The 13,694-nt window shown below is 70.4% G+C and carries 10 protein-coding genes; 3 read left to right on the forward strand and 7 right to left on the reverse strand.

Annotation, left to right across the window (positions count from 1 at the left end; all coding sequences use genetic code 11):
• Positions 1–294 precede the first annotated feature (294 nt).
• Positions 295–3,699: an ankyrin repeat domain-containing protein gene (locus KF903_RS03965; RefSeq protein ID WP_291211281.1), complete on the forward strand. Its 3,405-nt coding sequence runs from the start codon at positions 295–297 to the stop codon at positions 3,697–3,699.
• A gap of 22 nt (positions 3,700–3,721) precedes the next feature.
• Here the strand turns inward: KF903_RS03965 and KF903_RS03970 are convergent, their stop codons facing one another.
• Genes KF903_RS03970 through KF903_RS03980 form a run of 3 tightly spaced genes read right to left on the reverse strand, consistent with a single transcriptional unit; the run spans position 3,722 to position 7,588 of the window.
• Positions 3,722–4,453, reverse strand: a complete 732-nt coding sequence (locus KF903_RS03970) for an SDR family NAD(P)-dependent oxidoreductase (protein ID WP_291211284.1) — start codon at positions 4,451–4,453, stop codon at positions 3,722–3,724.
• Positions 4,450–5,796, reverse strand: coding sequence for an FAD-binding oxidoreductase (locus KF903_RS03975; RefSeq protein ID WP_291211287.1), 1,347 nt, complete (start codon positions 5,794–5,796; stop codon positions 4,450–4,452). The genes KF903_RS03970 and KF903_RS03975 overlap by 4 nt, the downstream gene beginning before the upstream one ends.
• A complete protein-coding gene (locus KF903_RS03980) occupies positions 5,780–7,588 on the reverse strand; it encodes a monovalent cation:proton antiporter-2 (CPA2) family protein (RefSeq protein WP_291211290.1) in 1,809 nt (602 codons plus the stop codon). Before KF903_RS03980 ends, KF903_RS03975 begins: the two co-directional genes overlap by 17 nt.
• Before the next feature lie 119 nt (positions 7,589–7,707).
• Between KF903_RS03980 and KF903_RS03985 the strand changes: the two genes are divergently transcribed.
• Positions 7,708–8,160: a hypothetical protein gene (locus tag KF903_RS03985; RefSeq protein WP_291211292.1), complete on the forward strand. Its 453-nt coding sequence runs from the start codon at positions 7,708–7,710 to the stop codon at positions 8,158–8,160.
• A gap of 46 nt (positions 8,161–8,206) precedes the next feature.
• Here KF903_RS03985 and KF903_RS03990 read toward each other — a convergent pair whose 3' ends face one another.
• Positions 8,207–10,438: a hypothetical protein gene (locus KF903_RS03990; protein ID WP_291211294.1), complete on the reverse strand. Its 2,232-nt coding sequence runs from the start codon at positions 10,436–10,438 to the stop codon at positions 8,207–8,209.
• Between the two features lie 6 nt (positions 10,439–10,444).
• Entirely contained in the window at positions 10,445–11,929 is a 1,485-nt protein-coding gene (locus KF903_RS03995; protein WP_291211296.1) for a RimK family protein, read from the reverse strand.
• Positions 11,930–12,086: 157 nt separating this feature from the next.
• On the opposite strand from KF903_RS03995, the gene KF903_RS04000 reads away from it, so the two are divergent.
• Positions 12,087–12,581: a GNAT family N-acetyltransferase gene (locus KF903_RS04000; RefSeq protein WP_291211299.1), complete on the forward strand. Its 495-nt coding sequence runs from the start codon at positions 12,087–12,089 to the stop codon at positions 12,579–12,581.
• Here the strand turns inward: KF903_RS04000 and KF903_RS04005 are convergent.
• Together KF903_RS04005 and KF903_RS04010 are read right to left on the reverse strand one after the other, a co-directional pair.
• On the reverse strand, positions 12,560–12,964 hold the full coding sequence (locus tag KF903_RS04005) for a YbaN family protein (protein ID WP_291211302.1): 405 nt from the start codon (positions 12,962–12,964) through the stop codon (positions 12,560–12,562). The two genes, KF903_RS04000 and KF903_RS04005, sit on opposite strands and share 22 nt — an antisense overlap.
• A complete protein-coding gene (locus tag KF903_RS04010; protein WP_291211305.1) occupies positions 12,961–13,647 on the reverse strand; it encodes a hypothetical protein in 687 nt (228 codons plus the stop codon). The genes KF903_RS04005 and KF903_RS04010 overlap by 4 nt, the downstream gene beginning before the upstream one ends.
• Positions 13,648–13,694: the final 47 nt, after the last annotated feature.

Here is a 13,694-nt window from a genome sequence, read left to right on the forward strand (position 1 = left end):
AAATACCGGCTTGCCAGCGCATCGCTACGGCGACACGAAGGCAGCACCATCGATGGTGCGCGCTCAGTGCCGACGTCATGACGCGCCTGGTACCTTGTTCATGCGTCGCGGCGCCGGCGCACCAACCATTGGTTGCCTGGGCAGTCGCGTGAGTGTTCGCTGGCTGGCGCGCCGATCCCTGCGCCCGGACCGACCATGCCGACGCACCGGTGTCGTCACGCCGCATCGACGCGCACGATCGCGTTGGCTGGCGCTCGGCGCTGCCCGATATACTCGCTGCGGAACAGACCTGACATGAGGGCGCAAATGCGGGCGCGGGCGGGGCAGCGGCGAGCGAGTGCCGGCAGCGTGATCGTCCACTGGTCGGCGGCGTGGCTTTGCTATGCCGTGGCTTGGCATGTCGGCGGCGGTTGGGCCGTGCCTGCGCTGCTGCTCGGCAATGCGCTGATGCTGCAGTGGGCCGCCTATGCATTCGGCTATGCGCGCGCTGGTATCGGCAACCTGGTATGGGCCGCCGCTGGTTATATGTTGCTGTCGGCGGTGTACCTGGGTGTGGTGGCGCTGGCATTGGCTTGGCCGTTGCGCTGGTTGAGCGCACAGGGCAGCCTGAGCGCGGCCTTGCTGCTGTCGCTCGTCATCGTCGTCATGCCGCTGCTGCTGTGGCGCTGCTGGCCCTGGTTCGTGTTGCCGGCGCTCGGCAGCGAGCTGCCCGGCGCGTGGCGGCATCCCGCGGGCGGCGCCGCCGCCAACCTTCAGGCGGTTCTCGGTCAGGCGCGCGAACTGACCCACGACCCTGAAACGTTCTTTCGCCATGGCCTTCCCTCGGGCTTGCTGCTCCTGTTGCTGGTCCTGGTCGCTCTGCTCATGGCGGGCCTGGGTCTGCAGCTCGGCGAGCGCGCCAGAACCGGGCTGCTGATCGCGCATGCGCTGTTCCTCGCGCCGGCGGTGCACTGGCTCATCGTGCGCCATGTCTTGTGCGCCTGGCTGGGCCACCTGCGCGCGCAGCGGCCGACGCCTGACGATGCCGCTGCGCTGGACTCGGAGGGAGCGGACGATGCGGCGCTGCCACCGAATCTCTCCAGCGCGGAGCTCGATGCCGCGCTGCTGGCCGCGCTGCGCAACGCGAACGCGCCTCGGGCGCGGGCGGCGCTCGAGCTCGGCGCCGCGCCCGACGCCCTGGCCACCGCAGACTCGCGCGACCAGCGCACGCCGCTCATGATCGCCGCGACGCTGCCCGACCTGGGTCTGCTGCGCGCACTCATCGAGCATGGCGCCGACGTCAACCGCGTGCATGCGGGCATCACCCCGCTCATCATTGCGGCGCGCGACAGCCACGACGGGCGGCCCGACGCGGTGACGATGCTGCTGGCCAATGGCGCCGACGCCTGTGCGCGCGATGCCGCGGGCAACACGGCGCTGCACCATGCGGCACGCTGCGCCAGTCCGATCATCGCGGCATTGCTGCTCGACACCAAGGTCGACATCGATGCCGTCAACCAAGAAGGCCTGACTGCGCTCGGCGTCGCCGCCGCCGCCGCCAACTGGCCCCTGCTCGGTTTCCTGCTCGAGCATCGCGCTGCCGCCGATGTCGTCGATGCGCGGCCCGCGCTCGGTTGTGCGGCCGGAATCTCCGATGATGATCCGATCGGCGTGCGTCTCCTGCTCAAGCATCGTGCGCGTGTCGATGCGCGCGCGCTCCTCGAGCGCACCGCGCTGATGACCGCCGCACTCGCCGGGCATGCCCGCATCGTCGACGCGCTGCTCGCCGCAGGCGCCGATCCCAATCTCGTCGATCAGCGTGGCACCAGCGCGCTGATGGAGGCCGCGCGCGCCGGTAGCGTGGGCGCGATCCATGCGCTGGGCAAGCGCAAGGCCGAACTCGACCGCCGCGACAGCAGCGGCCGCAGCGCGCTCATGCATGCAGCGCAGTCGCGTCAGGCCGGCGAAGACGCCGTGCGCGCGTTGCTGGCGTTGGGCTGCGATCCCAGCCTCGTCACCGATGGCGGCGAGCGTGCGGTCGATCTGGCTGCCGCGGCCGGGCGCTGGCCGATCGTGGCCCAGCTCGATCCGAGCTACCCGCGACCGAGCTCGCTGGATCTGCCGGCAGGTGGCGACCTGCTCGACCAGCGAGCACACCTTCTCGACGCATTGCGTTTCGGCCACTGGAACGTTGCCGGCGAGTTCGCGCCCCACCTGCGCGGTTGGCCGAGCGCCAGCTGCGCGGCCATGTATTTGGAACTGAGTGCCGATCCCGCACTCGAGGCCGCGCGCTGCTGGCTGCTCAACCAGGGAGTCGACGCGAACGCCGAGCTGGATGGCGCGCCGCTGCTGGACCGCTTGCTCGAGCGCCTGCCGGCCAGCGCGCCGGCCTGTATCGAATACCTGCAGCGAGGCGCTGCGCCGGGCGGCGCCGGCTTGCTCGCGCGCACGCTGCTGGCGACCGCGGCGCGCGGCGATGCAGGGACGCGAACCCTCGCGCATGAGCTGTGGCGACGCGGCGCTGACGCCTTCGGCGGCAGCGGCGACTGTCCCTCGGCGCTGCACGCGGCCCTGCAGGTGGGTGACGACGTGCTCACGACCGCGCTGCTGGCACAGGGCGGCGATCCCAACCTGCGTGACGCGCGCGGCAACACCCCACTGCATCTGGCCGTGGCCCGCGATTCGTCCGCCGCCGTGCGCGCGTTGCTGATGCAGGGTGCCGACCCGAACGTGGCCAATGCCTGTGGCGAGACGCCGCTGGGCCTCGCGCTTGCGCGCGGCAGCGCGCTCGCCCACTGGCTGACTTGGTCGAGCTGGCGCCTGCCATTGCGCCCACTGCGCGGCGAGGACCTCACCGATGCCGCCGCCGTCGGCGATGGCGATGCGGTGGCACGCCTGCTCGAGCTCGGCCTGCCGATCGACGCCACCGACGCGCGTGGCGCCACGGCATTGATCCGCGCCGCCGCCGCCGGCCACGCTGCCCTCGTGGTGCGTCTGCTCGATGCCGGTGCCGATCCCGGTCATCTCGCCCACGGCGGCGTGCACGCGCTCGCCGCCGCCGTCAGTGCGCGCCGCGAGGCCATGGTGCGCACCCTGCTCACCTACGGTGTCGCGCCCGATTTGCCGATCGCCGGCGTCGGCACCGCGCTGACGCTGGCCTGTGCGCTCGGCCAGCCGCGCATCGTCGAGGCGCTGCTCGATGCGGGCGCCGATCCCGACGCGGCCGACCATCAGGGCGGCACGCCGCTGCACGCGACGGCCCAGTATGCGTTCGGTTGCGGCGATGCCGTGATCGCGCGCAGCATCTTCGAGCGCCTGCTGCGCGCCGGCGCCAAACTCGCGGCGTGCAACCGCGGCAATCAGGACACGTTGCTGATCCTGCTCGGCGCCCGTGAGCCGCCGGGCGCGCGCTGCGATGCCGAGGCATTGCGCCTGCTGTGCGACTGGCTGCTCGATCGCGGCGCCACCGCCGACACCCAGGACGCACGCGGCGTCGGCGCCCTGCATGCCTGTGCGCTGCACGGGCTGATCGGCTGCGCGCGGCTGCTCAAGGCGCGCGGCGCGCCACTCGACCAGGTCGATGCATTCGGGCGCAGCGCCGCCGAAGTCGCGGCACTGATCGGCTACGTCGACGTTGCCGCCGTACTCGGCGGCGCGGCCGAGCAGGCCGTGCCCGGTGTGCGCCAGACCTTGCGGCGCCCGGCCAGCGCCCCGGATTGAAACCCCCGCTGCGGAGCCACTGTCACCGGCGCAGGCGGCGCCACGCGAACCACGGCAGGCTGCGCAACAGCAGCGCCACCAGCGCGTAGCGACGTGGCAGGTGGCGCGCGAACGAGCCCTTGCCGAGCCGCCGCACGATGCCCGGCGCGATGCGCGCCGGATCGGTCGCGGCCCACGGCAGCGCCATGCCGAACGTGAGGTTGGTGGCGAGGAAGCCGAGCCGGTACAGCTGCACATGCAGCGCGCCGGGCGCGTGCGCCTGGCGCAGGCTTTCATGCAGCGACTCGAGCGCGCGCTTGGCCGCGGCATAGGCCACGTTCTGGCCGCGCCCGCGCGCTGCGGCGATGCTGCCGAACAACACGATCGTGCCGCGCGTTTCGCGCAGGCTCGGCAGCAGCGCGCCGATGATCGCCAGCGGTGCGTGCAGATTGATCGCCAGCAGTTCGCCGCTCGCGCCCGCGGACAGCGTGAAGTCGTCGTCGCGGCGCGACAGCCCGACCGGCAGCAGCAGGCTCGTCGGCGGCGGCAGTGCGGCCAGCGCGGCGAGGATGCGCGCGCCGGGGTCGACTTCGCGGCCGAGGTCCAATGCGAGCGTGGCCACCTCGACCTCGTGGCGCAGTTGCAGATCGGCAGCGAGCGCGTGCAGGTCGCGGGCGTCGGAAGCGACCAGCAACAGCACTTGCCCGCGGCGCGCGAGTTCGTCGGCCAAGGCACGCCCCAGGCCACTGGAGGCACCGACGACGATCGCGGTCACAGCGCCAGCCTCCGCGTCAGTTCCGAGCGGCAGCGACCATCGGCGTTGTAGCGTGCGAGCGCGAGCCGACGCACCTCGAAGTCGGGCAGCGCCGCGCGCAGCGTGCTCGCATCGAGCGAGGAATCCTTGATCAGGTTCGGGCGACCCTCGTGGGCCAGCGCGAGCTGCGCGAACTGTTCGCAGAATGCGTGTTGCGCCGGCGCCGCGGGTGCCGCCAGATGCAGCGCCAGCGCGATGCCCTTGCCGTCGAAGGCCAGCCCCTGCGCCCGACCATCGAACAGTTTGCTCGACAGCAGCGCGATGCGTGGCCGCGTGCGCGCCACGCACTCGGCCAGCGCGGCGGCGAAGGCCTCGAAGCGCGGGTGCGGGATCAGCCACTGCAGTTCGACCAACCCGGCCTTGCCATAGCCGGCGAAATACCAGCGCGCGTCATTGAGCGGGAACAGCGCCGCCGGCAGCGCGAGCGCCGTCATGCCGGGCTGACACCAGCGTCGGCGCAGCCAGCGGTTGGCGAGCGCGATGCCGCGCGCGTTCCATACCGTCAGCGGCAGCGGCGCGAGCGTCGCCGGCAGATCGCGCGCGGGCGACAGGTCGAAGCGGGGCGGCTCGGCTTCGTCGTCGGCCAGGCCCACGTTGATGACACCGCTGCCGAAGCGCGCCGCCTGGCCATCGTGCCAGCCATACAGCACATGGGCGTTGGCGGCCTCGCGCAACACGCGGGCGCCGTCAGCGAGGTTCGCCACCGCCACCCGGCGCAGCGCGATCGCGCGCGGCGGGCGCGCGAGCCGCAACGTCGCCCGCGTGATCGTGCCGGTGAGGCCCAGGCCGCCGCAGGTGGCCGCGAACAGGTCGGCGTCGTGGTGCGGATCCAGGCTCAGCAGACCGCGACCGGGCACATGCAGCTGCAGTTCCTCGACCAGCGCGCGAAAAGTGCCGTCGCGGGCCGGGTTCTTGCCATGCACGTCGGCGGCGATGCAGCCACCGATCGTGGCCCTTGGATGCCCCGGCGCGATCGGCAGGTACCAGCCACGCGGCAACAGGAAGCGCTGCACGTCGCCGATGCTGGCGCCGGCCTCCACGCACAGCAGCCCGGTGCGGATGTCGAAGGCCAGCAAGCGCTGGAAACCGCGCATGTCCAGGCTCACCGCCTCGTTGCCGAAGCTCGCGGCGACATATGACACGCCAGCGCCGCGCGCTATGCGCGGCATGTCGGCAGGCAAGGCGTCGAGCAGTCGGTAGCGATCGGGCCGTTGCACGCGCACCTGTTGCGCGAACTGGCGATCGAAACTGGCCAGACGCATCTCGCCCACGGCCAGTCCGCGCGGCTCAGCGGATGTCGCCATGGGCGTCTGCCTCCTCGTCGGTATCGGCCTGGAACAACAGCTTGAGCTCCTCGCGCGCTTCCTGCGCACTCTGCAGCAGCGCGGCCGCATCGTCATGCACGAGGTACTGTTCGGCCAGCAACTGCTCGTCGTGGCTGCGGAACCGCGCGACGCGGCTGGCCGCCGTGTCGGCGTCCATGCCCAGTGCCTGCAGCACGTTGCGCGCCACCTCGAGGCTGGACAGGAAAGTCTCGCGCACGATGCCGTCCACGCCCAGGTCCATCAGCTTGAACACGTGCTGGCGATTGCGCGCGCGCGCGAACACCTTGAGTTGCGGGAAATGGCGTTTGAGCAGCCGCGCCGTGCGCAGGTTGGTGTCGATGTCGCCCGTGGTGATGATGAAGATTTCGGCGCGGTCGGCCTGCGCCGCACGCAACAAGTCGAGCCGCGAGGCGTCGCCGAAGTACACCGTGTTGCCGAAGCGGCGCATGAACTCGACCTGCTCGGCATCGGCTTCCAGCGCGGTGAAGGCGATGTGGTTGGCGTTGAGCACGCGCGCCACGATCTGACCCACGCGGCCCATGCCGCCGATGATGACACGCGGCACTGCGGCGTCGATCGCATCGAACTCGCGCGCCGGCTTGGCTTCGCTGGTGCGCGGCACGATCTCACCGGTCAGCCGCACCAGCAGCGGCGTCGCCGCCATCGACAGCGTGATCACGATCACCGCCAGATCGCGCTGCGCGGCGTCGATGAGGCCATTGCCGGCGGCCAGCCCGAACACGACGAAGGCGAACTCGCCGCCCTGCGCCATCAACGCCGACAGGGTCAGCGCCTGGGAGGCTTGCAGGCGCGCCGCAAGCCGCGCGATCAGGTACATCACCACGCCCTTGGTCAGCAGCAGCGCGAGCAGCAGCAGGCCGACCAGACGCGGCTGGTCGAGCGTGCTGCGCAGGTCCAGCGACATGCCGATGCTGACGAAGAACAGCCCGAGCAGCAGGCCGCGGAACGGGTCGATCTGGGCCTCGATCTCGTGGCGATATTCCGAGTCGGCCAGCAGCACACCGGCCAGAAATGCACCGAGCGTGATCGACAGACCGGCCAGCTCCATCAGCAGGCCAATGCCGATCACCACCAGCAGCGCCGTGGCGGTGAAGATTTCCGGCGTGCCCGTTTGCTGGGCCGCGGCACGGAACATCGGCCGCAGCAGGTAGCGGCCGCCAACGATGACGAGCGCGATGATGACCACCGCGCGCAGCGCCGACAGCAGCGCATCGCTGCCATGCACATCGCCGTGGGTGCCGAGGATCGGCACCAGCGCCAGCAGCGGGATCGCGGCCACGTCCTGGAACAGGAGGATTGCAAAGCCGAGTCGCCCGTGCGGGCTGGCCAGTTCCTTGCGCTCGGCCAGCAGCTGCAGGTCGATCGCGGTCGAGCTGATCGCAAGACCCAGGCCCACCACCAGCGCCGCCTTCCAGTCCAGGCCCAACGCCACCGCGATCGCGCCGAGCGCGAGTGAAGTCAGCACCATCTGCAACGTGCCGGCGCCGAATACGTGCCGGCGCATCACCCACAGGCGCTGTGGGCTGAGCTCCAGCCCGATGACGAACAGCATCAGCACGATGCCGAGTTCGGAAATCTGCGCGATCAGCGCGCTGTTGCCGACCAGGCTCATGCCCGACGGCCCGATCAGGAGGCCGGCGCCGAGATAGCCCAGCACTGCGCCGAGCCGCCAGCGCTTGGCCAGCGGCACCGCGATCACGGTGGCCAGCAGCAGAATCAGCGCGTAATGCAGGTAACCGTGGTCTTCCACGCCGGCTCCATCGATCGGTGCGCCAGTATCGCATGCAGGCCGCGCGTACCGCCCTCGCCATCGCAGCCGGTGAGACGTCGGCACGGCAGGCTCACGGCAGCACTCGAAAGGAGAACGCCATGCTGCTTGCCCCGCTGAGCCTGCCTGCCGCCGTGCCGAGTCACCTGCCGCCGGCGCGGCACGCGCTGCGGCGGATCGGCCCCCGATCCCGACGCGCCGCCGCCGCGGGCGCGGGCAGCGCCGCGGCATGGCTGCCGAGCCTGCTGCTGCTGTGGCTGTGCGCCGGATTGGCGAGCGCGGCACTCGCGCCGGGCCTGCTGTGGAGTCGCGGTGGCGGCTGGAGCGCCGCGTTCTGGCTCATCGGCGCGCCGTTGTTCGACCTTGCGTGGCTGGCACGGGCGCGCCTTGCCCGCTGTGGCGTCGCCGCGATGAGCGCGCTGCGGCGGCGCGTGCGCGGTCGGAATGCCGCCGTGCGCCTGCCGCGCCAGCCCCGGACGCGGCCCGGCAGGGCTGCAGCAGCTGCCGCACGCCACCTCGAACGGCCGTTGCCGGCCAACGATCACTCTGCCTGAGCGACGGCGGCGCCTGTGGCGCGAGCGCCCTGCGCGGTGAGGTGTTCTAGTCGGGCCAACCGCGCTCCGGCGCGAGCGTGTCGGCGTCGACGGCGCTGAGGTCGAGCAGGTAATAGTGCTCGTCGTCGATGCGCCGCGCGCCAGGCAGCGCGGCCAGTTGTTGCGCGGCTTCGGCGACTGACGGCGGCACGTGGATCGACCGCGGCTGTTTGACGCCTTCCAGCGGCATCACCAGGTAGCGCACCCCGTCTGCGCGCAGGAACTGGCGGACTGCACGCGGGTCGGCGATGTACCGTGGACGTGAGTAGGAAGCCATCGGCAAGTCCTCGAAGCGTGCCGGCAGCCAGAACTGAGCCGGCGTTTCGGCGACGCCGACGACACGGGTGGTCGGCGGCAATTCGCGCAGGATGGCCGCGATGCGCGCCATGCCGGCGCGTTCGAGCTGCGAGTTGCGCAGCCGGCGCATGCTGCGCGGTGACTGCGACAGGTCGAGGTCGAACGCACGCGTCCCCGGGGTCCACGCCACGCTGGCAAAGCAGTAGGCTGCCTGGAACGCCACGAACAGTGGCAGGCACGCCAATGTGGCCGCGAGCACGCGTGGTCTGGCGGCGAGGTGTCGGAACGCGGCCGTGCCCGCGCAGACGATCGCCGGCAGCAGGGAAAACACGAAATAGTTGCCATCGCCGCCGCGCACCTGGTAGCGATTGCCGATCGCCAGTGCGAGCCCGGTTGCGATCAGCACCCACACCGGCACGTGACTGCGGGCCGGCATCACGGCGCGATGCGATGTCGCGATTGCGGCGGCGCCCGCGATCGCCCACAGCCACAGCCACACGTTGCCGACCCAACTGATGACGATGTGTTCGAGGCGTTGCGGCCGAAACAGCAAGTCGACGAGCAATGTCGGCACGTCGCTCCAGTCCTGCCGGTTCGTCCACGACAGCGTTCCGGCCGGTGCCGCCAGGTCCATGCCCAGCGCGCGCCAGAGGTTGACCAATGGATCGGGGCCGATGGTTGGAACGCCAGCCAGCAGCAGCGTGCGCGCGGCGACGAACATGGCGGCGACGGCGGACAGGGCCAAAACGACCCAGGCCTGTCGCGCCGACTGTTCGGTTTCGTTTGCCTGCGTGGCAGCAGATGAGGCACGCGGCCATGCCGCCAGCGTCGCCAGCAGCACCATGCCGGCGTACGGGATGGCGGTGATCTTGGCGCTGCAGGCCAGCGCGATGCAGGCCATCTGCCACGCCAACGCGGCTGGCGAACGACGGCGTAGTGCATCGAAGCCAAATACCGCGGCAGTGAGTACGAGCAAGGTCGCCAGCATGTCAGGCTTGGCCGAGGCGTTGTCAGCCAGCGCCGGCAGCGTTGCGATCAGCGCCAGTAGCGGCAGGCGCGCACGCTGCGGCGTGTTCCAGCGGCGCATCAGCTCACCGCAGATCAGCAGCAGCGGCAGCAGTAGCACGATGGAAAAGCCGTTTATCGCCACGTGATCCTTGAGCACGTACAGCGACAATGAAAAGACCTCGTAGATCTTCGGAAAATAGTGCACTGGCGAAACCAGGCCGAGTGATTCGTAGACCGAACCGCCCGGCACGAGCACGAACGGGCTGCGCAGGCCGTACCACTGGGTGTCGAATCCGATCGCGGTGGCGGCGCGCGCGAACAGCACCAGCAACCATGCCGCCAGCACACCGCACCAGATGCGGTCGGCGAGCTCGCGTTCGCGCACTGCTTGCCATAGAAAGACGAGCAACGGGCGATGTCCGCCGCCGCAGGCCAGCATGGCCAGTGCGACAGCAAGCCACCCCATCGCGCGCAGCGAACCGATGCCGAGCGCCTGCAAGCTCCACGCGCACACGCTCCACAGCGCGAAACCGGCGACGAAGGCCTGCACATAGCCGAGCGCGGTGCGTGCCGGCGGCACTCGCAACGCGCGTCCCAGCGCCATGCCCACGCCGACCGTGATTTCCAGCTGCAGCAAGTCGAGCCCGACGCCGGCGTCGACGGCGTGCCGGCGCAGGTACAGCGCCGCCGGCAACGCGACCAGCCCGATCAGGGCGCCGCCACGATTGATCGCCAGTCCTGCGGCGAGTAGCGCGGCCAGAGCGAGCGCCTCGATGCCGCCTTGCCAGAATGCCGGCTGGCGCACGTGCCAATCGAACGGGCCCGGGCCGATCAACTGCCAGGCGGGAACGATGATGAATGTCACCGCAGCAACAACGATCGCCGCGCCGGCGACGATGGGCGCCGCAGCGCGTCGATTCGCCTCAATGCTCATTGCACCTCAGTCACGCAGGCCCATGCGCTTGCGCTCCATGCGCCGCAGGAACTCGTCCATGATGCGGCGATACAGGTCTTCGCCGAGGTAGGCGTCCTCGACCCCGGCATCGATCGACGGATTGTCGTTGACCTCGATCACGACCAGGCGGTCGCCGACCTGCTTGAGGTCGACGCCATACAGGCCATCGCCGATCGGTGCGGTGGCTTTCTGCGCCAGCTTGAGCACTTCGGTCGGCACGCCGCGTACCGGTAGCGTCTCGAAGCCGCCGGTCTTGGCGGTGCCCTTGGCGGCGTGGTTGTAGATCTGCCAGTGTCCGCGCGACATGAAGTACTTGCACGCATACAGCGGCTCGCGATTGAGTATGCCGATGCGCCAGTCGAAATCGGTGAACATGAATTCCTGCGCGAGCACGAGTGCGGTGTGCTGGAACAGGTCGTCGGCGGCGCGCTTGAGCGCGTCGGCGTTTTCCACCTTGACGATGCCGCGCGAGAACGAGCCGTCGGGAATCTTGAGCACGATCGGGAAGCCGAGCTGGTCGGGCAGCTCGGCCAGCCGCTTCGGGTCGTCGCGGTACAGGATCTCGGTGCGCGGCGTGGCCAGCTTGCGCGACTTGAGCAGGTCGTGCAGATAGATCTTGTTGGTGCACTTGAGGATCGAGCCGGGATCGTCGATGACGACCATGTCTTCCTTCTCGGCCCGGTTGGCGAAGCGGTAGGTGTGGTTGTCGAGCGCGGTGGTGGCGCGGATGAACAGCGCGTCGTACTCGGCCAGTCGCGCGTAGTCGTTGCGCGTGATGCTGTCGACCTCGATGCCGAGTTCGGCGCCGGCCTCGACGAAGGCCTTGAGCGCACGCTTGTTCGACGGCGGCATTGCTTCCTGGGGATCGACCAGCATCGCGAGGTCGTAGCGGAACTTGCGCCGCGCGCGCGGCTTGCGCCACAGCTTTCTGGAAAACTGGTCGAGCGCCTGCGCGAAGGCGTCTTCCTGCTGGTCCGACAGCGTGTGCAGGCCGGTCGGTTTGATCGCGGCGATTTGCCAGACCCGCTCGCGCTCGAATTCCAGGCGCAGGATCGGGCACGGGAACAGTTCGAACACCTGCCGCGCGAGATCGGCCAACGCCGGATACGAGGTCTCGCCAAAGTAGACGAGGATGCCCAGGTCGGTGGTGTCGCGGCCGCCGGCCGGCAGGAAATTGCCGAGCTTGGCGTTGAGGTCCTCGATGTCCAGGCCGTACAGCGAGCGCCGGCGCAGGTCGTTGATCGCACGCACCGACGGGATCACCTTGTGGCCGCGTGCCTCGGCCAGCAGCGACACGTAGTAGCCGGTGCCCAGGTATTTGTAGCTGCGGCACAGGTTGATGACCTGCACGCGCTCGTCGTCGCGACCGAGCGATTCGCGCAGGTAGTCCTGCGCCGTGACGACGTTGTCGGACGGATAGTAGGAACCCCAGTCCGAGGCTTTCTCGACGACGATGACGAGCCGGCTCATGCGATCGGAACGGGATGGGTCTGGATGGCCGGGGTGGGGGGCGCCAATTGCGCGGCGCGCAGTGTGACACAAGCGCGGCGGCAAGCCGATGAAGCGGCCATGAACGCCGGGGGTCGGCGCGTTGCGCAGGGCGCGACGCACCACTAGGCTGCGCGCCGTGCTTGCCGCCGTCTCTTCCATCTTCGCTGGCGACGACGCCTCGACCGAGGTCAGGGTGCGGCGTGCCACGCGCGACGATCTCGACGCGATCGTGATGCTCGAAAACGCCGCCTTCGACGCCGACCGTGTGAGTCGCCGGCAATGGCGTCACCACCTGGAAAGCCTCAGCGCCGGTGTGCTGCTTGCGATCAGCGAACGCCACGTGGTCGGCGCGATGCTGTTGCTGTTCCGCCGCGGCAGCAAGGTTGCGCGCCTGTACTCGATCGCGGTGGCCAAGGGCCAGCGTGGCCGCGGCATCGGCGCGCGGCTGCTGGTGGCCGCCGAGCGCGCCGCACGCCGGCGCGGCGCCAATGCCCTGCGCCTGGAGGTGCGCTGCGACAACGCCGGCGCACAGCGGCTGTACGAACGGCTCGGCTACCAGCGCTGCGGCTCGCGCCGCGCCTACTACGAGGACGGCGCCGACGCGCTGCGTTACTGCAAGTCGCTGTGCTGAGCAGGCTCCGGCCGGCGCCACAGCCACAGCGCGGTGATGCCCATGATGACGATGCCGGCGATCGCGCCCGGCAGCGGCGTGAAGACGAGCAGCAGCACGCCGCTCAGGCACATCGTTCCCAGCGCGGTCCACTTGGTGCGGCGGGCCACCGTGCCGTGCTGTTGCCAGTTGCGGATGATCGGCCCCATGTGCGGATCGGCCAGCAGCCGCGCGTGCAGGCGCTGCGAGCCGCGCGCGGCCGCAAACGCCGACAGCAGCACGAACGGTACGGTCGGCAGGCCCGGCAGGATCACGCCGAGCACGGCCAGCCCCAGCGCGAGCCAGGCCAGCAGCCACCAGGCCCAGCGCAGGCGCGAGCGTGGCGCCGGCGCGGCATCGCTCATGGCCGGGTCCAACCCTGTGCGCGCAACGCCTGCGCGGTGTGTGCGTCGGCTGCCCGCGCGATGAGGCCGCCGGCCGCCGCCAGCGTCACCTCGTAGCGACCCTGGTCGACCAGTGGCAGATAGGCGCTGCTGCCGTAGTCGGCATCGATCCAGTCCAGCCACTGCGGCCAGCGCTGCGCGAGCTGCCACAGGTCGAAGGCGTGTGGCGTGGACAGCGCGAACACGCTGCGTGGCGCCTCGCGTTCGCGCGCGAGGTCGGTGTAACGGCCGCCGATGCGGTCGAGTTGGTACAGCGCCGGCGCGCCGGCGAGGATCGCGCCGGGCTTCCACTTGATGATGCGCGCATCGAGCTGCCACTGGTCGCCGCCGAGTTCGAGGCTGTGGCGCTCGCCGGCCGGCGTCGTCACCGTCACCGCATAGCGCTGCGGCGCGAGTTGGTGCGCCTCGATGCGCGCGAGCGGCGTTTCGGCCGTCAGCCGCTGGTAGCCGAGCACGGCGCTGCCGACCACTGCAACGAGCGCGGCGCCAAGCGCCAGCAGCAGCGCCCAGACCAGACGATGGCCGGCCGCCAGGCGCCGCCGCGCACGCCAGCGCCGCCGCGCGGCGACCAGTTGCGCCAGCATGCCCAGCGCGAGGACGCCGGCGCCGACGTAGCAGGCAGTCACGAACGGCAACAACGACATGGGCCAAGCATAGCCGCTCGGCAGCGCCGGCGTCGTTATACTGCGCC

Origin of the sequence: Dokdonella sp. (assembly GCF_019634845.1) — a bacterium.
Classification (GTDB): domain Bacteria; phylum Pseudomonadota; class Gammaproteobacteria; order Xanthomonadales; family Rhodanobacteraceae; genus Dokdonella_A.